The organism is Acinetobacter sp. XH1741, from assembly GCF_041021895.1.
Lineage (GTDB): Bacteria > Pseudomonadota > Gammaproteobacteria > Pseudomonadales > Moraxellaceae > Acinetobacter.
Genome location: NZ_CP157428.1, coordinates 789,551 through 812,876 on the forward strand (window position 1 = coordinate 789,551; position 23,326 = coordinate 812,876).

Below are 23,326 nucleotides of genomic sequence, written 5' to 3' on the forward strand. Positions count from 1 at the left end.
TAAATGCTGCAACACAATATATATAAGGCTTTTTTTGTTAGCATATTGATGTGTTGCAGCCAGTTTGCTCTTGCTGCTCCTGTTGTAAAAGAAAAATTATCGCCTCTGCATCCTGATTCGCCAGAATCTGAGGAAAGTTATGCAGAAGTCCCGATTGAGTCTATTCAACAGTTTGTACAAATCTATGGAATCGTTCGCGATAACTATGTTGATGAAAAGCCAGACGATGCTTTATTTTTGCAGGCAATCAAAGGCTTGGTGAGTGGCCTTGATCGTTATTCACGTTATTTGTCAGCTGAAGAATACCGTCAACTCATTCAATATACCGAAGGTGATCTTGCTTCGGTTGATTTTGCCTTAAGTCCTGAAGCACATATTCATAAATGGATGATTCGTGATCTTAAAACAGGTTCAGACTCATATAAGTTAGGCTTAAGAAATGGGCAGACTGTTTTAAAGATTGATAATCAGGAACTTAAAAACCTAACCCAAGATCAAATATTTGGTTTGCTTTATGGGTCGATAGGATCAACGCTTCAAGTACAGACAGAAGAATCAAATAGTCCAATCAGTTTAGTGCGTAATAAAAAGATTGAAACCGATATCGAACCTGTCATGTTACATAATCAGGTGTTGGTATTAAAAATTCGAGTATTTCAGCAAGATACTGCCAATGAGATTAAACGTTTAATTGAAGAAAATAGTTCTTCACGTTTAAAAGCAGTATTAATTGATTTACGAAATAATCCCGGTGGATTGTTATCTGCTGCTGTTGAGTCAGCCGATTTATTTTTAAATCATGGCATTATTGTTTCTACAAAAAGTCGTTCAGAAGGCAACCAACAATTTCAGGCTTTACCCGGTAATGATTTTCAAAATATAAAAGTCGGTATTTTAATTAATCACAGATCTGCATCGGCAGCAGAAGTTTTTACTGCAGCAATGAAAGAGCATCAACGTGCATGGGTCATTGGTGAAAAAAGTTATGGAAAGGGTGTGGTACAGAAGCTTTTCCCTTTACCAAGTGGCGCGGCTCTACAAATGACGGTTTCACATTACTACACACCAAACGGCAATATGATTGAAGGGCAGGGTATTCAGCCTAACCAGACCTATCCCTTACCCCCAGAAATGAAAGAAGAAGTTTATTTAGATCGGGTTGCCGATCTACTTCTAAAAAAGAAATAAATTTTATACTTCCTGTTCGGTTTCAGTATCTAACCCAAATTTCTTCAAACGGTAGCGTAAAGAACGGAAAGTCATTCCTAGTTTTTTAGCTGCTAAGGTTCGATTCCAGTGGGTCATGTTGAGTGCATTGAGCAAAATATCTTTTTCAATATTCTCTAAATAGCGTTCTAGCCCTTCAGTTGGTAATTTTTTTACAGCCTGAGGCGCAGTTACAGCGTTTGGTATAGTTTCACATACCGATGATATGGAGTTAGAGATATTGGCTCTTAGCGGAGCTGGATGTAAATGAGGTATATCAATCTTGGCATCATCACTTAAGGTAATTGCCCGCTCAATCATATTTCTTAATTCGCGAACATTGCCCGGAAAGTGTTGCTGTAGCAGGTACGTTTCAGCTGCATCGGTTAATTGTTTGGGCGGCGTTGCCCATTCCATACAAATTTTTTGGATGAAGTGGTTTGCAAGTAAAAGAACATCTTCACCACGTTCGCGTAAAGGTGGCAATATCAGATCCATTACATGGATACGGAAGAATAGATCCTGACGGAATTTGCCTTGCCGAACCAGTAAATCCAAGTCTTGATGACTGGCACTGATCACACGAAAATCAACATCTATCTCTTGGTCAGAACCGACAGGACGAATCTTTTTTTCCTGTACTGCACGGAGCAGTTTGACTTGCATGCTCAAAGGTAATTCGGCAATTTCATCTAAAAATAAACTACCGCCGTGTGCGGATAAAATTAGGCCTTGTTTATCTTGAGTCGCGCCAGTAAAGCTTCCTTTTTTATGCCCAAACAATTCGCTTTCCATCAGTTCAGTTGGAATAGCACCACAGTTAATCGCGATAAAAGGTCCTTCACTACGATTACTAAGGCGATGAACCAGATTGGCAACGACTTCTTTACCAGTTCCGGATTCACCAGTAACAAATACCGGTGCTTGAGAGCGGGCAATTTTTTTAATCGCGATACGTAACTGTTGGATAGGCAGAGAACGACCAATTAATAATTTATTTTCTAATGCAGTTTCTACAAAATCATGATCGGTTTTTTGCCGATTGAGTGCCTTTTGCAGTAATTGATCTAAATGAACTTGATTGACGGGTTTATTTACAAAATCAAAAGCACCTGCTTTTAATGCTGCAATTGCAATATCCATATTGCCGTATGCAGTTAAAACTGCAATTGGGGTATTAGTGTAATTTTGAGAGACATGTTTGACTAAGTCTAATCCACTCCCATCGGGAAGGTTTAAATCGGTTAAGCATGCATCGTAATGAAACTGAGTAAAGAGTTGTTTGGCCTGTTCAACCCGATAAGCAAGATGTGTTTTAATCCCCATTCGTGCAAGTGTCATTTGCATTAAAAGGCACAAATCCTCTTCATCGTCTACAAGCAAAACCAGTGGTTGCTGTTCTGCCATTTCCCCAAAAACCTAATAAAAAAATCAATATATTATTGGGCATTCTATTCTGAAGCATGCCCCTTGTTTTTGCTCTACATAAGTGAGCTTTGCATGGTTTGCCTCACAGAAACTATGAGACAAATATAATCCTAAACCAGTTCCATTAATTTCGGTACTAAAAAATGGTTTAAATAATTGAGATATATCACGTTTTGAAACACCTTCACCGTAATCGATCACATCAATATAAATTTTATTTGTTTGTGAATGAATATTGATCATGACATCGGGTGAATCAGGTGCATTATGTCTTAAAGCATTTCGAACCAGATTGATCATGACTTGTCGTAATTGTTTTTCGTCAAATAAAAGTTTTAAAGAGTCATTAGAAATTTTGAGTTCGATACAATGTTTAACGTCAGATAAATCTTCTTCGAATAAGCTATTTATGAATTCACTTAATTCAATTTGGATGGGATGAGTTCTTTCGCTGCGGGCAAGTCCTAGAGTATCTTGAACAATACTATCGATACGCTTGGTTTGTTTACCAATCATATGGCGTAAAGTGTTTTGTTGCTCTTGATCGCTATCTTTAAGTAACTCATTTGCTTGTACAATTGCAGCAAGAGGATTACGAATTTCGTGAGCAATGCTTGCTGAGAGTTGTCCTAAGGCGGCAAGTTTGAGCTGCTGTGCTTGCTGATTAATTTGCTGGGCATCTTGTAAAATGAGCAGTGTTAATGCGTGTTGGGGCACCAATAGGTGTTGTACTTTAATATTGATAGAGTAGGCTGAAAGCTGAGATTCAAAAATAAATCGGTCACCTTCTTGTAAGTCACCCAACTTAAGAATTTCAAATAAATCTGCATGCCATTTAGCTAAAGGATATTTTTCATTGGCAAATTGCGGAGGAATACCAAGCAATGAACAGGCTGCCGGATTGCTTACCACAATGTCATAATTTTCATCTAAAACTAAATAGCCTTCTTCGATTTGTTCTAAAATATAACGATTGATATTTTGAAGTTGATAAAGTTCGATCGACTGATGGAAAGTGAGTGCTTCGAGTAGTTTAAAGCGCTGAACTGCAATTTGACCAATACCATGCACTACAAAAAATAAGAAGGCCAATAGGGCACTATTACCAATCGTATTGAGGTTGTTGTAGTCAAAAAAGCTACCAACAAATCGTTGGTAAATCACAGCAATCACAGCAAGTAATGTAATGAGCAAAGACATTCTTGCACTGAGCAAAATTGCCGAAGTAAAGATTGCAATTACATAAAGCAGGCTGATTTGTAAATTTGGTTCACCGACAGAAAAAGTTAGTAAACTCAAACAAATAATGTCGACAATAAAAAATAAAATAAGCTGCCGTGTCGCTTGAGTCGCAATAAATTTAAAGCATAGCAACTGAAGAAGGCTTAAGATTGAATAGCCGAGTAGAGTATAAAAATATAAAGAAGGTTGCTGCAAACTGTTATCGGTTTGAGCATTGGTTAAAACCAAAATAATATTCAGGCTAACCGCAATAATCAGACGATATAAACCATACCAGTTGCCCAAACGAAAAATCGTATGGGACAAGGATGAGTTTAAGGGAAATTGCATGTAAGTCTGATTACGGCTTGATCAGACCATAACGAATCGCAAGATGTGTTAGTTTTACATCACTATCAATACCTAACTTTTCAAAAATACGATAACGGTAAGTATTTACAGTTTTCACACTTACAAAAAGTTTATCGGCAATTTCTTGTGCGCTAATACAATTTACGACCATCATCGCAACTTGCATTTCCCGTTCCGATAAAGAATCAAAAGGGGACTGTTGAGTGTCAGATAAATAAGAGCTTGCCAGTTGCTCTGCAATATCAGCACTAAAATATTTACCACCTTGCATGACTTTATTAATTGCACGAACCATCTCGGCAATTGGTGCACCCTTGGTGATATAGCCTTTTGCTCCAGCTTTTAACAATAAAGACGGATAAGGCTCTTCTGCAAGGCCGCTCACAGCAATCACTTTAGTCTCTGGAGCTGTTTGTAGTAAACGACGAGTTGTTTCTACTCCACCGATGCCCGGCATATTGACATCAAGTAGTACGACTTGCGGATGTTGCTGGCGAACGATAGCAATTGCTTCCTCCCCAGATTCGGCTTGTCCAATTACCTCAACATCTGCATGATCTTCTAACATACGGCATATACCCGTACGTACCAGTTCATGGTCATCGACAACTAAAACTGTAATCAAGAAGACCTCCTTTCTTTCAAAAAACAAGTTTTTTGTTACATAAAGCAAAATAAGCTTGCAATGGAATGACAAAATTAGCAATCCTATTCTTCTATAGTGAGCGAATAGTTGTGCACAATTGTGCTGGTAAAGCTTTATACCTTATATCTCAAATGTAAGGCATAATGATAGTAAGCGCAAATGTGTGTCACCCTGAGTCGAGTATTGTGCCGTGAAAAATTCTAAAAAGTCTTTAATGCATGTGCTAAGCATGTCTATTTTGCTTAGTTTGAGTTCAACAAGCTTTGCAGAACTCGTCAATAACCCGTCTTCAGGGAGTACTGGTACTGCAAGTTTAAATTGGTCCGCAGCGGACGCTAGTCAGCTTTTAAATGATGAAGATGATGAGCCAACGCCGCAAGGTTCAACTTCTGTAACTACAACTTTGCGTGGCGGTAATGCGCCGAAAGTGATTACCTCTACACCTAGAGTTGCTCCAATCCGTGACACCGTGGGTTATAACGCCCAGCCAAATGTCAGTGCACGTGCTGCACTTGTGATGGATGCACAAACAGGTGAGGTTCTTTATAGTAAAAATACCAACGCATCGGTACCGATTGCGTCTATTACCAAATTGATGACAGCAGTTGTAACGGCAGATGCACGTTTAAACATGTCAGAAGAAATTACACTTGAGCAAATTGATTTTGCTGGTGCAAATGGTAAAAATTCAAGCTCAACCTTACGTGTTGGCGACAAGATGAACCGTGCAGAAGTTCTTCTGTTTGCTCTCATGAAGTCAGAAAATCCAGCAGCAGCAGCTTTGGCGCGTACCTATCCGGGTGGTCGTCCTGCATTCGTAGCAGCGATGAATGCTAAAGCACGCTCTTTGGGTATGAGTGCTACTCATTATTACGAATCAACTGGTTTAGACCCGCGTAATGTCTCTTCTGCGCGTGATTTAGGGATTTTGGCAAGTACTGCATCTCAATATGGTCTGATTCGTCAATTCTCAACTACACCGACTTATGACTTTAATTTAGGTTACCGTGTACTCAAGTCAAACAATACGAATGCTTTAGTGCGTAATGGTGGTTGGAATATCAACTTGTCTAAGACGGGTTATATTAATGAAGCGGGTCGCTGTGTTGTGATGCATACCACTGTAAATTCACGTCCAGCAGTCATTGTGTTGCTTGGGGAGCCAAGTACGCAGGCACGTAATAACGATGCGACGAATTTACTGGGTTGGTTAAGTAATTTACCAAAACGTATTTAATTTAAATATTCTAAAAAAGCGCTTCTATATAGGAAGCGTTTTTTATGGTCTTAAAAAAATACATAAAAAAACGGCTGTGTTACCACAGCCGTTTTTAGAAATTTAGATTTTACATATTAGATAAAATCGAATCTTTTACTTGGCTCATTGTTGCATCAATCGACAACATCACTGCATCAGCACATTGTTTGATTGCAGTATCAGGATCTTTCAAGCCATTACCAGTTACTGTACATACAATGACAGAACCTTCGGCAATCTTACCTGCTTTAATGTCACGGATTGCACCGCCAATAGAAGCAGCAGATGCTGGCTCAACAAATACACCTTCATACATAGAAAGTAAGCGTTGAGCTTCTAAAATTTCACTGTCTTGAAGTTCATCAAACCAGCCTTTAGAGTCACGTACTACTGCTTTTGCATGGTTCCAACTTTGTGGGTTACCAATACGGATTGCAGTTGCAACTGTTTCAGGGCTTTCAACTGGAGCACCACGTAAGAATGGAGCTGCGCCAGATGCTTGGTAACCTACCATTGTTGGTAAGCCTTCTGGTTTAGGGCCAGTGAATTGATCAGTAGAAGCATCGTATACAACTTGTTCAAACTGGTCAGCAGGTTGGTTTGCTACAGCTTCTGTATAACCCATCCAGTGAGCTGTGATGTTACCTGCGTTACCTACTGGCAAGCAGTGGTAGTCAGGTGCACGGCCTAAAGCTTCAACGATTTCATAAGCAATTGTCTTTTGACCTTGCAAACGGTAAGGGTTGATTGAGTTTACAATCGTTACAGGTGCTTGATCAGCTACTTCTTTTACAAGACGCATACCATCATCGAAGTTACCGCGGATTTGCATAGTGATCGCACCATACATCATGGCCTGAGCCATTTTACCCATCGCAATTTTGCCTTCTGGAATCAAAACAAATGCTTTGATACCAGCGCGAGCAGCGTATGCGGCAGCAGCAGCAGACGTGTTACCCGTAGATGCACAGATAATCGCTTTAGAGCCTTCTTCAACCGCTTTGGTTACAGCCATGGTCATACCACGGTCTTTAAATGAACCAGTCGGGTTTAAGCCCTCATATTTCACATAAATTTCTACATCTTTGCCAATAATACGTGGAATATTCTCAAGTTTAATGAGAGGGGTGTTGCCTTCACCCAAAGAGATAGCACGAGTAGTTGCCGAAACTGGCAAACGGTCACGATAACGATCTACAAGACCAGTATAACGATTGGCATTAGACATGATGGTGTTCCAATTATGAGGTGAAGCGGGAGAGGGAATCTTTCCCTCAACCTGATTAACTATCGAGCGATTCTAAACGAATTCTTACGATTTCGCCACGAATAGCAGGTAATGCTTGAATTTGCGCAAGAGCATCATCCATCTTTGATTCAACGATTGGATCGGTCAAAATCACGATTGGAATGAGATCTTTTAAGCGTGATTGTTGCATGATGGCATCAATACTGATTCCGGCACGGCTTAAGATGGTCGTCACATCTGCAAGTACACCAGTTTGATCTTCAGCATTTAAGCGGATGTAATAACCTGTGGTCATTTCTTCACGGCTTAAAATAGGTACATTTGTTAATGCTTCAAAAGCCAGTTGAGGAATAGTACCTGCGCCATCTTCTGTATAAGAGATGTCACGAACAATATCAATCACATCGGCAACAACTGCAGAAGCTGTTGGACCAGCACCAGCACCAGCACCATAATACAGCGTTGGACCTACTGCATTTGCCTGAACTAAGACAGCATTTTTAACGCCGTTTACATTGGCAATAAGCTGCTCATCTGGAATAAGGGTTGGATGAACACGTAGCTCAATACCTTTCTCAGCGCGACGGGCAATGCCTAAATGTTTAATACGGAAACCAAGTTCCTCAGCATATTTCACATCTTGTGCAGTAATTTTGCTGATACCTTCGGTATAGACTTTATCGAATTGCAAAGGAATACCAAAAGCACAAGACGCTAAAATTGTAAGCTTGTGTGCAGCATCAATACCTTCAACGTCAAACGTTGGATCTGCTTCTGCGTAACCGAGTTCTTGAGCTTCTTTTAATACATCATCAAATGCACGACCTTTCTCACGCATTTCAGTCAGAATAAAGTTACCTGTACCGTTAATAATACCTGCAAGCCATTCAATGTGGTTTGCTGCAAGGCCTTCACGAATCACTTTAATAATAGGAATACCGCCAGCTACTGCTGCTTCATAGGCAATTTGTACAGCATTATCTTCTGCTGCCTTAAATAACTCATTACCATGTTCAGCAAGTAAAGCTTTGTTTGCAGTAACGACTTGTTTACCGTGTTTGATCGCTTCCATAATGACTTCGTAAGCAGGGTGAATACCACCCATCACTTCAACAACCACATCAACATCGGGTTGGCAAACGATATCAAGTAAATCTGCGCTTTGTTTAATCCCTTCTAATTCGAGATCTGGACGAGGGCGACGTGTTCCAACGTGGGTAATTTGAATTTCTCGACCGGTGCGACGTTTAATTTCAGCGGCATTTTCTTGTAGTAGTTTAAGGGCTCCTCCACCTACGGTACCTAGACCGAGTATTGCCAGGCGAACTGGTTTCACGTCACACTCCATATCATCATTGAATCATTTAATTGAAGCTAGATCATAGCTAAAAAAAACGCCAGACTCTAGCGCTTTTAGTGCCTGTTCAATCAATTAGAGTGCGATGTTTGGAAAAGCAGAGTAGATCAGTCTTTAAACACTGGTGTGTAAATAACAATTTATTGAAAAAACAAAGCGCTGCAATAAGAGCAGCGCTTTGTTTATTAGATAACTGATGAACTATTCGTCAAAATTGAGAATATTATTTATCCAGACGTTTAACCAATTCATCCGGTGTTAAGTAACCACCAAGATATTCACCATCTACATTATAAATGGCAGGTGTACCATTCACACCCATGTTTAAACCAAGTTGGTATTGTTCACGCACTGGGTTTTTACATTGTGCAGGCGCAATAGCAATGCCTTGTACAGCTTGGTTAAATGCAGCTTTACGGTCCGCACTACACCAAACGGCTTCCATTGTTGGCATAAATTGCTCGCCACGTGGCCAAGCAATGTAACGAACCTCAATGCCTTTTTCATTAATCTCGGCTAAATGCTCATGTAATTTATGGCAATAAGGACAGCTTGCATCGGTAAACACATAAATCACATGTTTAGCTTTACCGCCTTTAGCTGGGTAAACAATCAGATCTTCATTTTTTAACGCAGCAAGGTGCTTTTTATTCTCAGAGGCTTGAAGATTATCACCGATATTGTGAAGCTCTTTGCCGCCTAAACGGATGACATCGCCTTGAATGAGATATTTACCATCACTGGTCGTATAAACCGAGGTCATACCTTCAAGGTTTACCCAATAAAGATTAGGAACTTCAGTTGGCTTAATATCTAAAATTTTGACATTGATGTTTGCATTCTTAAATTGTTTCTGCAAAGTTTCAATTAAACGCTGTTTAGCATTGCGTTCAATAATGGTTGAAGCTTCCCCTGTAGCAGGTGCGGTCGCCGTGAGCGCATCTTCTTTTTGTGGTTTGTTTTCTTTAGAACAAGCACTGAACAGCAGGCTGGAAGCCAAAGCACAGGCAAGAAAAATTTGAGATCGGGTAAAGGACATAGATAACCCTTATTTCATCAGTATTTATAGTCAGAAGCTGCTAAGCATAACAAAAAATCTAGCATGTATTGTTAAAACTTTCTTAACCTTTGTGAACGAAATCAAGTGATTGTTCGGTGTGTTTTAAATAATTCGTTTAAAAATTTTTAACCTCTAGGGTGATGTTTTTCATGTAATTGTTGCATTCTGACTTGTGCCACATGTGTATAGATTTGGGTCGTTGATAAGTCGCTATGTCCCAGTAACATTTGTACTACGCGTAAGTCTGCACCGTGATTGAGTAGATGAGTTGCAAAAGCATGGCGTAAGGTATGCGGTGAAAGTTCAGCCTGAATATTGGCCTGTAGAGCGTAACGTTTAATCGCATACCAAAAGTTTTGACGGCTCATAATTCCACCCTGTTGGGTTAAAAATAGATAATCAGTTGAACTTTTATAAAGCTGAGGACGTGCCTCATTTAAGTAACGCTCTACCCAGTCACAGGCATATTGACCTAAGGGAACTAAACGTTCTTTATTGCCTTTACCTGTAATACGTAAATAGCCTTGTTTTAAATTGATCAGTTCCAGGCGTAAGTTAATTAATTCAGAAACACGTAAACCGCAGGCATAAAGCACCTCAAACATTGCTCGGTCACGTAAGCCCAAGGCTGTTGTAATGTCCGGTGCTTGAATGAGTGCTTCTACATCTTCTTCGGATAAATCTTTGGGTAAGGCTCTACCAATTTTCGGTGAATGATGGGTCGCTACCGGGTTGTCGCTTCGTAATTTTTGTTCACGTAAAAATTTATAAAACTGGCGTAGGGCTGATAAACAGCGTGCGATTGAACGAGGACTTTTTCCTATTTTGGTGAGTTCAATTAGAACATCTGAAATGTCATCACTCGTCCAGTTTGGCAAACTATTTTTTTTATGCAGTTCACTACATTGAATCAGGTCAGATAAATAGGCATTGCGAGTATGTGGACTCACTGTTTGTGCAACTAAATAGTCGCGAAAACCTTGTAAAAAGCTCAAATGTTCAGGAATTTGAACAGGGCTTGGAATCCGCGGTTTTTTATTTATCATAAACAATGTCCTCTAAACCACTGTACTTTAAAAGAAACTTTAAGATTTGTCGATTAAAGTATAAGAGAATTGAAATTTAACCTTATTTGGTAATTATTCTCATTTATATGTATACTAGAAAAAAAGGTTTTAGGATCGGATGCGGTGCGTTTATCAGCGTTGAAAGTGAAGCAAGCGGCTACCATCACCAAAGTGGATCGGATAATACAAACGTCCGAGCAACAAGATTTGGTCGCAATTCGTTTGGAAAGTCTGGGTTTTGTACCAGGCACTCGAGTAGAAGTGATTACCAAAGGTATTTTTGGTGGCGATCCGATCTTAATCCAAATTGGCTTTACTCGTTTCGCTTTACGTAAGGAAGAAGCGGAAAAAATCGAGATTCAGTTAGAAGGAGTACCCGCATGAGTGATGCGCTACGTATTGCCCTTGTGGGAAACCCAAACTGCGGTAAAACTTCACTGTTTAACCATTTAACCGGAACAAGACAAAAAGTTGCTAACTATGCGGGTGTAACTGTAGAGCGTAAAGTTGGGCATTTTCAACTGCCTTCTGGACGTGCAGTTCGAGTACTCGATTTGCCAGGCACTTATAGTTTAAAGGCAACCAGCCCAGATGAAGAAATTACCCGCGATGTCTGCCAAGGCAAAATTGCCGAAGAAGGGCAGCAAGATGCATTTTTATGTATTGTCGATGCGACGAACTTAAAACTGCACTTAGGGTTGGTACTTGAAATCATTGAGTTAGGGCGCCCGATTCTGGTTGTGTTGAACATGATGGATGAAGCGCGTCGCCGCGGTATTCAGATCAATACACAAAAACTATCTGAGCGTTTAGGGGTGCCGGTTGTTGAAACGGTTGCCGTACGTAACTCAGGTATTGAAAACTTATTGCATGCGCTCGACCAAGAAAAATATACCGTGCCGCATACTGAACTCAGTGGTTTAAGTGGCGGGCATCATCAGAAAATCGAAATGATTTTTAAAGATGTCGTGAACTTTGTCGACCACGATGATAAGCGTACTGATTTTCTAGATCGAATTTTTTTACATCCTGTGCTGGGCTTACTTAGCTTAGCTGTCTTGATGTTTATTGTGTTTCAGGCGGTCTTTGCTTGGGCAGAACCTTTTAAAGCTGCAATTGAAGATGGTGTAATTCCATGGCTAGGTGAATGGTTAAATGGAGCTATTCATCAACCTGTACTACGAAGTTTAGTCGTAGATGGGGTTCTAGCAGGTGCAGGTACAGTACTGGCATTCTTGCCACAAATTTTGATTCTTTTCTTCTTTATTTTGGTCTTGGAAGAGTCAGGTTATTTACCACGTGCAGCATTCTTGCTTGATAAATTAATGTTTAAGGCAGGCTTGAGTGGTCGTTCTTTTATTCCATTATTGTCAAGTTTTGCTTGTGCGATTCCTGGGATTATGGCGACCCGAAGTATTAGTGACCCTCGTGACCGTTTTACCACGATCATGGTTGCGCCGCTAATGACATGTTCGGCTCGTTTACCAGTCTATGCTTTATTAATCGGTGCATTTATTCCAAGTCAAAGTGTTTTTGGAATATTTAACTTACAGGGTTTGGTGTTATTTGGCCTTTATATGGCAGGCATCTTAAGTGCCCTTTGTGTCGCTTTTGTGATGAAGTTTTTACGTAAAGACAAGTCACAGCATGCATTGTTAATGGAGTTACCAAGTTATCGTTTGCCGGACCCAAAAAGTATTGCTATTGGCTTAATGGAACGTGCAAAGATTTTCTTACGCCGTGTCGGTGGGATTATTGTTGCATTGACCATTATTCTTTGGTTCTTGTGTACGTTCCCACAAGCACCTGATGGTGCAACGCAACCAGCTATTGATTATAGCTTTGCGGGTATGGCAGGGCACTTCATTCAGCCTTTGTTTGCACCACTTGGCTTTAACTGGCAAATCGTGGTGGCATTGATTCCTGCGATGGCTGCTCGTGAAGTTGTGGTAGCTGCATTAGGTACCGTATATGCGTTATCTGGTGCAGATGATCATGCGGTTGCACAAGGGCTTGCTCATTTGATTAGTGCAGATGGTACAGGCTGGTCATTTGCTACAGGTCTGTCTTTATTGGTCTGGTTTATTTATGCACCACATTGTTTAGCAACCTTGGCAACGGTACGCCGTGAGACAGGTTCATGGAAGCATGTGGCAGTCATGACGGCTTATTTATTTGGTTTGGCTTATCTCATGTCATTTTTAACCTACCAGATTGCATCACGCATTTGGGGTTAATAGGAGGCGCTTATGTTTGATTACCTTATTGTTGCTGTATTGGTGTTGTGGAGTGCCATTGTTGTCTTTAAAAAGGTATTCCCTCAAACATCGACGTCAGTATTTTTTGCTTTATCAACTCAATGTCAACGGTTGGGCTGGCAGCGTTTGGCAACATGGCTGAAGCCTAAACAAGTTGCAGGTTGTGGCGGCAATTGTGGCTGTTCGACTGACGATGCGCCTGAGCAAAAGTCCGCTCCGATACAAACAGTGAAGTGGCGTTAATTTTTCTGTATAAAAAGCCATCGAATGATGGCTTTTTTACGCACTGACACAAAAAAAGTAGAATAAAAGTCAAACTGAAAAAGTATTCAAAACAGCAAAGTGCTAACATTTTTGCCATTCTGTCGATTGATAAATTGTGGGGCAAAAATGTTAATACAACGTGGTGGGTTAAAAGTTGTAGCAGGCTTGGGAATATCAGGTGTTTCTGCTGTAAATTTCCTGCATGAACAAGGCTACCAAGTTGCAGTAACAGACTCTCGTCCCACACCACCCGGTCACAATCAGATTCCTGCTGGCGTTAAAACCAGTTTTGGTCAGCTTGATCAAGAATTATTACTACAAGCAGAAGAAATTATTTTAAGCCCAGGCCTTGCACCACAATTACCAGAAATTCAGACTGCTATAGCAAAAGGTATTTCTGTGGTGGGTGATATTCAATTACTCCGCCGTGCAACCGATGTGCCGATTGTCGCGATTACGGGTTCAAATGCAAAAAGTACCGTAACCACTTTAATGGGCTTAATGGCGAAAGATGCCGGTAAGAAAGTCGCAGTTGGTGGCAACCTTGGACGACCAGCTCTAGATTTATTAAAAGATCAGCCAGAGTTATTGGTACTTGAGTTATCAAGCTTTCAGTTAGAAACGACATCGCACTTAAATGCTGAGGTTGCTGTCGTTCTTAACATGAGTGAAGATCACTTAGACCGTCATGGCAATATGTTGGGTTACCACCAAGCAAAGCATCGTATTTTCCAAGGTGCAAAAAAAGTTGTATTTAACCGTGATGATGCTTTAAGCCGTCCTCTTGTGCCTGATACAACCCCAATGCAAAGCTTTGGTTTAAATGCACCCGACTTAAATCAATATGGCGTTTTAAGAGAAGCTGACGGTACGCTTTGGCTTGCACGTGGTTTGCAACGCTTAATTAAAAGCTCAGATTTATATATTCAAGGTATGCACAACGTAGCCAATGCTTTAGCTTGTTTGGCATTAGGTGAAGCGATTGGTTTGCCAATCGAGTCAATGCTTGAAACATTAAAGCAGTTTAAAGGCTTAGAGCATCGCTGCGAGTATGTCAAAACCGTACATGACGTGCGTTATTATAATGACTCTAAAGGAACCAATGTGGGTGCCACACTTGCAGCAATTGATGGTTTAGGTGCTGCCATTGAAGTTAAAAAAGGTAAGGTTGCCCTAATTTTAGGTGGGCAGGGTAAAGGTCAAGACTTTGCTCCTTTACGTTCTTCTATCGAAAAATATGCCAAAGTTGTGGTATTGATTGGTGAAGATGCGCCTGTCATCGAACAAGCTATTCAAGGTGCAACTAAAATTTTACATGCAGCAACGCTTAAAGAAGCTGTAGAGTTGTGTCAACGTGAAACACAAGCTGAAGACGTGGTATTGCTATCACCGGCATGTGCAAGTTTTGATATGTTTAAAAGTTATAATGACCGTGGTCAGCAGTTTGTTGCCTGCGTCAATTCGTTGGTTTAAAGAAAATATGATTAGGAATGTAGTATGGCAGGCTTAGCTCAGACCACAATCCAGAAAATCAATCATTGGTATGAACGGATATTGCCTAAATGGCCAGCGGAAGTGACGCCACGTAATGTCTTGATTTTCTGTGTCGTTGCATTGTTATGTATCGGTTCGGTGATGGTGGCATCTGCTTCGATGCCTTATGCAGAGTATATGCATGAGAACCCGTTTCACTATGTCATCCGCCATGCGATTTCTATTGTCGCTGCGGCGGTGGTGGCATATTTAACATATCGGATATCACTCAATACATGGTTTAAAAATACGTTTCCGCTGTGGCTATTAACCATGATTCTGCTACTTGCTGCTTTGGCAGTAGGTTCAGAAGTCAATGGTTCTACACGCTGGATTAAAATCGGTGGCTTTACCTTGCAGCCAACAGAGGTTGCTAAGGTCATGATGGCAATTTTTACAGCAGATTATGTGGTACGCCGTGCAAAAGAAGTTCGTACTCACTGGAAAGGCTTGCTGCGTTTAAGTGGTGTGATGGCAATTACAGTCGGCTTGATTATTGCTGAGCCGGACTTGGGCGCTACCATCGTTATTGTCATGATGATGGTTGGGGTGTTCTTTTTAGCTGGTGCACCGCCAACACAGTTCTTGATCATGCTTGGTGCGATTGTCACGGGTATTGTGTTTTTAGTTCTATTTGAGCCTTATCGTTTCCAACGTCTAATTTCGTTTACTGACCCATGGGCAGATCCATTGGGCGTAGGTTATCAGTTATCAAATGCACTTATGGCATTTGGTCGTGGCGAATGGTTTGGAACTGGCTTAGGGCATAGTGTTCAAAAGTTATCTTATTTGCCAGAAGCGCATACTGACTTTATGTTGGCTGTGTTAGGTGAAGAGTTTGGTTTCTTCGGTATTTCAATCGTTATTGGTTTGTCTTTCTTAATGTTGGCATGTTGTATCAAGATTGGTCACCGTGCATTGAAACATCACTACCTTCGTGCGGGCTATTTGGCCTACGGTATTAGTATTATTTTCTTGCTTCAGATTTTGGTAAATGCGGGTATGAACATGGGCTTAATGCCAACCAAAGGTTTAACTCTGCCATTTATTAGTTATGGTGGTACGTCTTTAATGATGTGTGCTGCCATGATTAGCTTGATTTTAAAGATTGATGCGTCAACTCAAGAAGTGAACCCTGAAAGAGAAGAATCAAACTTCTAAATCATTTCAGTTGTTATAAAAAAGCCTGATTTAATATCGGGCTTTTTTTATAAATATGTTCCGCTGAGCTGTTGCTTATGAGGAATTAAATCTACATTCCACTGCGCTACAGCTTGCTTGAGCATGACTTCGGGGCGATCTAAATCAACGTTTGGTTGGCCTAAGGCTTGTATGGCTTGTTGTAATAATTGAGGAGCCTTAGTTAAATCGAGTGCTTGAGCAAGGTTTTGTTTAGAGAGCTTTTGCCCTTGGTCGTTCATGGCCAGAGGCAGATGCATATAGCTGAGTTTAGGGTAACCTAGGAGTTTCCCCAGCCAAATTTGACGTTCCGTGTTATCTAATAAGTCCGCGCCGCGAACAACGTGAGTAATGCCTTGTAGGTAGTCATCTACGACAACAGCAAGTTGGTAATTAATAATGCCGTCACGGCGTTTAAGAACAAAATCGCCAAGGTCGTGTTGTAGATTTGAACAATGGTGTCCTTGCAGACGGTCATCGAAACAAACTTGCTGATCTTGAACTTTTACTCGAATCGCTTGTCCTTGAAAATCGAGATGTAAATCACGGCAAATACCTGCATAGATTGCATTTGAACCCAGCATTTTACGAGTACACTGACACGCATAAACCAGATCCTCTTTTTTAAGCTGATCTAATACGCTTTCATAAATATCTAGGCGGTCTTTTTGAAAGATGATCTGGGCATCTGAGTCGAATTGAAAAGCTTCAAGTGATGCGAGTATATGGTCTTCACTACCCGGGTAAATGCGGGGAATGTCAGTGTCTTCAACACGAACGATCCATCTGCCTTGATGGGCTCGAGCATCACAATAACTGGCAACAGCAGTGATGAGTGAACCGAAATGTAAAGGGCCGGTTGGCGAGGGCGCAAACCGGCCTGAGTATGAAAAGCTAGGCTTTTCTTGAGTAGCTACCGCGGTCATATTAACCGTTATTTTGCTTCTCTTTAATTTCTGCCAAAGTTTTGCAGTCAATACATAACGTTGCAGTTGGACGCGCTTCTAAACGACGTAAACCGATTTCGATACCACATGTTTCACAGAAACCGTAGTCTTCGTTTTTAATCGCTTCCATAGATTGTTCGATTTTACGAATTAATTTACGTTCACGGTCACGTGTACGTAATTCAATTGCAAATTCTTCTTCTTGGGTAGCACGGTCGTTTACATCTGGCAATGCAGTTGATTCGTCTTGCATCGTATTTAAAGTACGATCAACTTCAGACATTAATTCAGCTTTCCATGCTTGCAGAATTTGTCGGAAATGCTCGAGCTGTCCTTCAGACATGTACTCTTCATTTTTCTTAGGTTGATAAGGTGCAATACCAAATAAACTTGCAGTTGTGCCTATGTCAGAAGTTTTAGGTTTCACTTTACGTGCACGTTTTGCAGAAGCTTTGTCACCTTCCACTACAACTTCTGTATGTTCATCCAAAACTTGGTTGTGGTTGTCATTCGCCATAATAGGGCATTCCTCATCATACACGTATTATCTATACGCAAAAAATATGGTGATATGCAAGTGTTTTTATAGAAAACCATCGATGGGATTTTCCCATCGGGTCGTCATCATATAGATTTTTCCTGCAAGATGATAGTCATTCTGTCCCGTAAATATTTTCAAAACGTGTTTACCCTAGTCACAATTATATATAAGCATATAAGAAATAGGGCTAATAGCCTGAAATATCAGTATTTATACGGTTTTTAAAATTTTCAAGTCGAAACACTTTTGTTTCAAAACTACCATCGTTATTCAGACGAATGTAACGATAACCCGGTGCATTTTGATCAAGGGCGAAATCATTACTAAACGGCTTAAATTGCACGCTTGTCGAGGGTGTAGAGAAAAACTCGATCCCTTGCCAAATATTAAGTGAGTCTTGATGCACATGTCCGCAGACTAAAGCCTTTACATTTTTAAATGGGCTTAACGTATCAAGAAGGACATTCGAGTTTTGAAGCTTATGATGATCAATCCATTTTGATTTCATGGCAAAAGGATGATGATGACAAGCCAGCAAAACTGGATGATCTGCAAACTGCTCAAGTAAATTCGCCAAATTTTCTAATTGTTCAGAAGAGAGATGGCCATCTATTTTTCCTTTTACAGCGCTATTGAGCATAATCACACGCCAGTTGCCTAAGCCTACCACCACAGGTTGTTGATGATTCTCGTTATGCAATGGAAAGTGGTCAACATTGTCATGATTGCCTAAGGTCTGGAAAAAAGGCAGACCTAGGTTTTGCATAAAGCTTATGTAACGCTTGTAAGTAATAGGCGTAGGTGCTTGTGCGAGGTCGCCAGTATGGATAATCGCATCGGCTTCCGGATGTTGCTTCAATATTTGCTGAATAATGGCATGGAAACTTTCTTCAGGATTCATCCCCACAAATTCTAATTGTGGATACTCCAATAAATGTGTATCGGTAATTTGTATGATGACATGATTTTTTTGTGAAAGTGTTGAGACTTGAAAAGTCACCGTCCTACCTCTTCGGATTTATTATCGTTTTGCTGTGTTGAGCCAGCCATTGTAATGCCATAATAACAGGGGCATTTCTTAAACGTCCGCTGTCGAGTAGTGTTTGAAGTTCACTATAACTAAACAAGTGTAGCTGAATATTTTCACCTTCATCATCTACCCCAAAAATACCACCTTTAGCTGGTAAATTAGTTTCGGCAACATACAGATGAAATAGTTCTGAACATGCACCTGCCGACGGGTAAAAACTAAATAGATGGTGTAAGTCCCGAACTTCACAACCTGATTCTTCAAGGCTTTCGCGTCTGATACAACTTTCGGGCGTTTCATTGCCATCTAATACACCAGCAATAATCTCGAGTTGCCATGGCGAATCAGAATCATCTAACGCACCTACACGGAACTGCTCAATCAGTGCGAATTGTTGTTTTTGATCGTTATAGAGTAGAACGCCGGCGGCTTCAGGCCGATGAACAAGTTCGCGCTGCAATATAGGAGTATATTCAGGTTGATTAAATAGACGATGTCGAAGGCTGACTTTTTCAACTTGAATAAAACCACGGAATAGAGATTCGCGTGATGTTACTTCGACATCTTTAGATGTATAACTTGGACGTTCAACAATACTCATGATTCGGTCAGGACGAAATCTATTTATTTCATCCTAACCGAGAATCATGGCTAGGCAAGTGTTTTTTTTGAATATTTACACTTTATGATACAGTTTTTGTCCTTGCTCTTGATAAACCTCTTTCATGGCTTTGAGGCCTTCTTCAACCTCTGAATCGCTATTGGTGAGATTGTTGGCATAGTCACGAACATTTTGGGTGATTTTCATTGAACAGAATTTTGGACCACACATTGAACAGAAGTGTGCAGATTTATGCGCTTCTTTTGGCAAAGTCTCATCATGCATGCTGCGTGCTGTATCTGGGTCTAAACTTAGGTTGAACTGGTCATCCCAGCGGAATTCAAAACGTGCTTTAGACAAGGCATTATCACGAACCTGTGCGCCCGGATGACCTTTAGCAAGATCAGCCGCATGAGCTGCAATCTTGTAAGTAATAATACCGTCTTTCACATCTTTCTTGTTTGGTAGACCCAAATGCTCTTTTGGTGTCACATAGCAAAGCATTGCTGTGCCGTACCAGCCAATCATGGCTGCACCAATCGCAGAAGTAATGTGGTCATAACCCGGAGCGATGTCTGTTGTTAATGGTCCAAGCGTATAGAAAGGTGCTTCTTTACACACTTCTAGCTGAAGGTCCATGTTTTCTTTAATCATGTGCATTGGTACGTGACCCGGACCTTCAATCATGACTTGAACATCATGTTCCCATGCACGGTGAGTAAGTTCGCCTAATGTTTTAAGTTCGCTGAACTGAGCTTCGTCATTTGCATCTTGCACACAACCCGGACGTAAGCCATCGCCTAAGCTAAATGAAACGTCGTAGGCTTTCATGATTTCACAGATTTCATCGAAATGAGTGTATAAGAAGTTTTCTTCATGATGTGCTAAACACCACTGCGCCATGATTGAACCACCACGAGACACAATACCTGTTAAACGGTTTGCTGTAAGTGGTACATAACGAAGTAATACACCTGCGTGGATCGTGAAGTAGTCAACACCTTGTTCAGCTTGTTCAATCAGTGTGTCTTTAAAGATTTCCCAAGTCAGGTCTTCTGCAACACCATCAACTTTTTCAAGTGCTTGATAGATCGGTACTGTGCCGATTGGAACAGGCGAGTTACGAATAATCCATTCACGTGTTTCATGAATGTTTTTACCTGTCGACAAGTCCATAATGGTGTCGGCACCCCAGCGGGTTGCCCAAGTCATTTTCGCAACTTCTTCATCAATTGAAGAACCAAGTGCTGAGTTACCAATATTGGCATTAATCTTAACCAAGAAATTACGACCAATAATCATTGGTTCAAGTTCTGGATGGTTAATGTTGGCAGGAATGATCGCACGACCTTCAGCCACTTCCTGGCGAACAAATTCAGGTGTAATTTCTTTTAAATTTTTCGCGCCAAAATTTTGACCTGGGTGCTGGCGCATATCCACGCCTTCGCGTTGGCGCTGATTTTCACGAATTGCAATATATTCCATCTCAGGTGTGATAATACCTTGCTTGGCATAATGCATTTGAGTGACATTTTTACCTGCTTTAGCACGGCGCGGGTTTTGAATATGCGCAAAACGAATGTCAGCGGTACGAATGTCTTTTAAACGTTCTTGACCAAACTTTGAGGTCAAACCTGACAGTACGTCAGTATCGTTACGTTCTTCAATCCATTTTTGGCGAACTGAAGGTAAGCCTTTGTTTAAATCGATTTGAACATTTGGGTCGGTATAAACACCTGAAGTGTCATATATCATAACAGGAGGGTTATGTTCGCCGCCAAGACCAGTTGGGGTGTCTGTTAAAGAAATTTCTCGCATTGGAACCTGAATATCAGGGCGAGAGCCTTCAATATAAACTTTTTTTGAAGCGGGTAAGATGCGGGTTAAATCTTTTGCATCTTGTTCATGTTGTGCTGAAATTTCAGCAGAAGAAAGATTCGTTAACTGGTTCATCACATGATCCTTATGAATAACATCAACGAATCAAGCACGACCAAAAACGATGGCGGATTTATCTTTAACTAGATAAATTGAGGGCTTTAAGTTTTCAGATGGCTTGATTCCTACGCAGGTCTTAACCTGATCAGGTTCAACGGTACTTGTGATCAAACTTGTGTTGTACAACACGGAATTTACACAATCTCAGCGAGCTATTACTCGCGCTCCGTCAAGCGATTTAGAGACTAACATGTTTTAGGTTGGCTGGCATTGTCAATTTGTATCTATACAAACTGCATCTATATGGCAGTCACGATAGACTTCAGTGTTCCATAGGGAGTCTAATTTTAATAGCTGCTCAAGTTGTTCATGAGTCATCTGATAATTTGATTTTTTATCGCCATTCTTATCAGTTAAAACTATTTTAAATTGCTTATTACATCCAGCTAAAAGTAGGGCGCTATACATACTCATCATTAGAACTTTTTTCATCATTGTATTTTTATCAAAGTGAATATTGCTCAAATTATAAAGTTTAAAAAGATTGCATCATTGTTAGAAATCTTTATTATTAGGTAGGTCGGTCTACTTAAATTAAAACTATGAATGATAAAACAGCAAGACAGAAAATTCTCGATGCCGCTTCAACTTTGTTTTATAACGATGGCATTACTGCAACTGGAATTAACTCTGTTACCGCTAAAGCAGATGTCGCTAAGATGTCGCTTTACAATAACTTTTCTTCAAAAGGCGAGCTTGTTGATGCTTACATTGCTGCGCGGCATCAAGAATGGCTTGATCTTTATCAAAAACGTTTAGAACAAACGAAATCAGCTACAGAAGCTATTTTGGCAGTATTTGATGCCTATCAAGACCATGCAGAGTTTGCTTATGAAAAGGGCTTTCGAGGATGTGGGCTATTAAATGCTGCAGCAGAGTTTCCGGCGAATAGTGCAGGACGAAGTGCTGTAAGACAGCATAAAGAAGAAGTCGAGGCTATTGTTGCTGAACATTTAAGAAAATTAATACCAGACTCCCAGCGCGTTAATTATGTGGCTACGCAGCTTTCCTTTCTTTTAGAAGGCTCTATGGCAAGAGCTGGTTTGGAGGGTAATAGTCGTCAACTCTTATTAGCAAAACAAATGGCAGAAGATCTTCTAAAGAGAGAATGCCCGCATGATTAGCCTCATTAAAAATAGTAGTTATGGCGGTACCATTGCGATTTTAGTTGCCTCGGTTTTATGGGGAACAACGGGTACTGCGGCGGCATTTGCACCAACACTTGGGCCATTGGCAATTGGTGCGGTGGCTATGGGGGGCGGTGGTCTTTTACAAGCCTTGGTTGCATCGCGGGCGATACGGGAAAACCGACAATTTATAAGGAAAAATCTTTCAATACTGCTTCTGGGTATTGTGGCAGTTGGTATTTATCCTTTGGCTTTTTATTCCTCGATGCATTATGCAGGGATTACGATTGGCACTGTGGTTTCAATTGGTTCAGCGCCACTGATTGCAGCTATTTTAGAGCGGTTCTTTGATCGCAAAACTTTGTCCACCATCTGGTTTCTAAGTTTTATTTGCGGGGTTATTGGCGTAAGCATGTTATCCATGGGTGAAAGTCATGCGATACAAGAAAGCACAAATGAATGGAATAAAATATTTGGTATCTTTTTAGGCCTTATCGCTGCTACAACCTACTCACTTTACTCCTGGGCGGCGAAAAGATTAATAGACAGAGGTGTCGCGGCTAAAGCTTCAATGGGCATGATTATGGGCGGCGGGGCAGTTATCTTGCTTCCAACCTTATTGGTTACAGGTGGAGGATTGTTGCAAAGTTCAACAAACTTACTTGTTGCTGGTTATATGATGCTGATTCCTATGTTCCTCGGTTATTTACTTTTTGGTTTTGGTCTAAAAACAGTAAATGCCAGCAAAGCGACGACCTTAACTTTATTTGAACCTTTAGTCGCTGCAATTTTTGCCATTGTGTTAGTAGGGGAGCATGTTTCATGGTTGGGTTGGATAGGCATGTTTTTGATTTTTATTTGTATTTTAATATTGTCAAAAACTAAGAACGCTTAAAAAACTAAAACTTTTAATGCCTTGAGTTTGATTCGAATTTTTCTTAGTCTTAAAGCCAAGTTTTATCGTTGATTTAAACAATGAAAATA

At 40.6% G+C, this 23,326-nt stretch carries 21 protein-coding genes and 1 riboswitch; of the genes, 9 read left to right on the forward strand and 12 right to left on the reverse strand.

What is annotated here, in order from left to right; all coding sequences use genetic code 11:
* Positions 1-3 precede the first annotated feature (3 nt).
* A complete protein-coding gene (locus tag ABLB96_RS03840; protein ID WP_348896962.1) occupies positions 4-1,188 on the forward strand; it encodes a S41 family peptidase in 1,185 nt (394 codons plus the stop codon).
* Positions 1,189-1,191: 3 nt separating this feature from the next.
* Here ABLB96_RS03840 and ABLB96_RS03845 read toward each other — a convergent pair whose 3' ends face one another.
* From ABLB96_RS03845 to ABLB96_RS03855, 3 genes are read right to left on the reverse strand one after another with little or no spacing between them, the layout of a single operon-like run.
* Positions 1,192-2,613: a sigma-54 dependent transcriptional regulator gene (locus ABLB96_RS03845; protein ID WP_348896963.1), complete on the reverse strand. Its 1,422-nt coding sequence runs from the start codon at positions 2,611-2,613 to the stop codon at positions 1,192-1,194.
* A gap of 24 nt (positions 2,614-2,637) precedes the next feature.
* Positions 2,638-4,206: a PAS domain-containing sensor histidine kinase gene (locus tag ABLB96_RS03850; protein WP_348896964.1), complete on the reverse strand. Its 1,569-nt coding sequence runs from the start codon at positions 4,204-4,206 to the stop codon at positions 2,638-2,640.
* Between the two features lie 10 nt (positions 4,207-4,216).
* Positions 4,217-4,852, reverse strand: a complete 636-nt coding sequence (locus tag ABLB96_RS03855; RefSeq protein WP_000633799.1) for a response regulator — start codon at positions 4,850-4,852, stop codon at positions 4,217-4,219.
* A gap of 211 nt (positions 4,853-5,063) precedes the next feature.
* Here ABLB96_RS03855 and pbpG point away from each other — a divergent pair, with 211 nt between their 5' ends.
* The gene (pbpG, locus tag ABLB96_RS03860; protein ID WP_348896965.1) at positions 5,064-6,110 is read left to right on the forward strand and encodes a D-alanyl-D-alanine endopeptidase PBP7/8; all 1,047 of its coding nucleotides are present in this window, start codon (positions 5,064-5,066) and stop codon (positions 6,108-6,110) included.
* Positions 6,111-6,219: 109 nt separating this feature from the next.
* Here the strand turns inward: pbpG and thrC are convergent, their stop codons facing one another.
* The 4 genes from thrC to xerD form a co-directional block, all read right to left on the reverse strand.
* Positions 6,220-7,359, reverse strand: coding sequence for a threonine synthase (gene thrC, locus ABLB96_RS03865; RefSeq protein WP_111855727.1), 1,140 nt, complete (start codon positions 7,357-7,359; stop codon positions 6,220-6,222).
* 55 nt (positions 7,360-7,414) lie between these two features.
* Entirely contained in the window at positions 7,415-8,716 is a 1,302-nt protein-coding gene (locus ABLB96_RS03870; RefSeq protein ID WP_348896966.1) for a homoserine dehydrogenase, read from the reverse strand.
* A gap of 244 nt (positions 8,717-8,960) precedes the next feature.
* Entirely contained in the window at positions 8,961-9,776 is an 816-nt protein-coding gene (locus tag ABLB96_RS03875) for a DsbC family protein (RefSeq protein ID WP_348896967.1), read from the reverse strand.
* A 146-nt stretch (positions 9,777-9,922) separates the two neighbouring features.
* Complete coding sequence (xerD, locus tag ABLB96_RS03880; protein WP_348896968.1) at positions 9,923-10,843, reverse strand: site-specific tyrosine recombinase XerD; 921 nt, start codon at positions 10,841-10,843, stop codon at positions 9,923-9,925.
* A gap of 144 nt (positions 10,844-10,987) precedes the next feature.
* Between xerD and ABLB96_RS03885 the strand changes: the two genes are divergently transcribed.
* The 5 genes from ABLB96_RS03885 (at position 10,988) to ftsW (ending at position 16,080) form a co-directional block, all read left to right on the forward strand.
* The gene (locus ABLB96_RS03885; RefSeq protein ID WP_348896969.1) at positions 10,988-11,248 is read left to right on the forward strand and encodes a FeoA family protein; all 261 of its coding nucleotides are present in this window, start codon (positions 10,988-10,990) and stop codon (positions 11,246-11,248) included.
* Entirely contained in the window at positions 11,245-13,101 is a 1,857-nt protein-coding gene (locus ABLB96_RS03890) for a ferrous iron transporter B (RefSeq protein WP_348896970.1), read from the forward strand. Before ABLB96_RS03885 ends, ABLB96_RS03890 begins: the two co-directional genes overlap by 4 nt.
* A 12-nt stretch (positions 13,102-13,113) precedes the next feature.
* A complete protein-coding gene (locus tag ABLB96_RS03895) occupies positions 13,114-13,365 on the forward strand; it encodes a DUF6587 family protein (protein ID WP_348896971.1) in 252 nt (83 codons plus the stop codon).
* A gap of 147 nt (positions 13,366-13,512) precedes the next feature.
* The gene (gene murD / locus ABLB96_RS03900) at positions 13,513-14,859 is read left to right on the forward strand and encodes a UDP-N-acetylmuramoyl-L-alanine--D-glutamate ligase (protein WP_348896972.1); all 1,347 of its coding nucleotides are present in this window, start codon (positions 13,513-13,515) and stop codon (positions 14,857-14,859) included.
* 24 nt (positions 14,860-14,883) lie between these two features.
* Positions 14,884-16,080: a putative lipid II flippase FtsW gene (gene ftsW, locus ABLB96_RS03905; protein WP_348896973.1), complete on the forward strand. Its 1,197-nt coding sequence runs from the start codon at positions 14,884-14,886 to the stop codon at positions 16,078-16,080.
* 47 nt (positions 16,081-16,127) lie between these two features.
* On the opposite strand, the gene gluQRS is transcribed toward ftsW, so the two are convergent.
* The 5 genes from gluQRS to thiC form a co-directional block, all read right to left on the reverse strand.
* The gene (gluQRS, locus tag ABLB96_RS03910) at positions 16,128-17,024 is read right to left on the reverse strand and encodes a tRNA glutamyl-Q(34) synthetase GluQRS (protein ID WP_348896974.1); all 897 of its coding nucleotides are present in this window, start codon (positions 17,022-17,024) and stop codon (positions 16,128-16,130) included.
* 1 nt (position 17,025) lies between these two features.
* Complete coding sequence (gene dksA, locus ABLB96_RS03915) at positions 17,026-17,562, reverse strand: RNA polymerase-binding protein DksA (RefSeq protein ID WP_002121205.1); 537 nt, start codon at positions 17,560-17,562, stop codon at positions 17,026-17,028.
* A 211-nt stretch (positions 17,563-17,773) separates the two neighbouring features.
* Positions 17,774-18,586: a 3',5'-cyclic-AMP phosphodiesterase gene (gene cpdA, locus ABLB96_RS03920; RefSeq protein WP_348896975.1), complete on the reverse strand. Its 813-nt coding sequence runs from the start codon at positions 18,584-18,586 to the stop codon at positions 17,774-17,776.
* A gap of 4 nt (positions 18,587-18,590) precedes the next feature.
* Positions 18,591-19,217, reverse strand: coding sequence for an NUDIX domain-containing protein (locus ABLB96_RS03925; protein ID WP_348896976.1), 627 nt, complete (start codon positions 19,215-19,217; stop codon positions 18,591-18,593).
* 75 nt (positions 19,218-19,292) lie between these two features.
* The gene (thiC, locus tag ABLB96_RS03930) at positions 19,293-21,170 is read right to left on the reverse strand and encodes a phosphomethylpyrimidine synthase ThiC (protein WP_348896977.1); all 1,878 of its coding nucleotides are present in this window, start codon (positions 21,168-21,170) and stop codon (positions 19,293-19,295) included.
* 90 nt (positions 21,171-21,260) lie between these two features.
* A riboswitch (TPP riboswitch) is annotated at positions 21,261-21,394 on the reverse strand.
* A 363-nt stretch (positions 21,395-21,757) separates the two neighbouring features.
* Between thiC and ABLB96_RS03935 the strand changes: the two genes are divergently transcribed.
* The gene (locus ABLB96_RS03935; protein WP_348896978.1) at positions 21,758-22,339 is read left to right on the forward strand and encodes a TetR/AcrR family transcriptional regulator; all 582 of its coding nucleotides are present in this window, start codon (positions 21,758-21,760) and stop codon (positions 22,337-22,339) included.
* Complete coding sequence (locus ABLB96_RS03940) at positions 22,332-23,237, forward strand: EamA family transporter (protein ID WP_348896979.1); 906 nt, start codon at positions 22,332-22,334, stop codon at positions 23,235-23,237. Before ABLB96_RS03935 ends, ABLB96_RS03940 begins: the two co-directional genes overlap by 8 nt.
* The last annotated feature ends 89 nt before the right edge of the window (positions 23,238-23,326 follow it).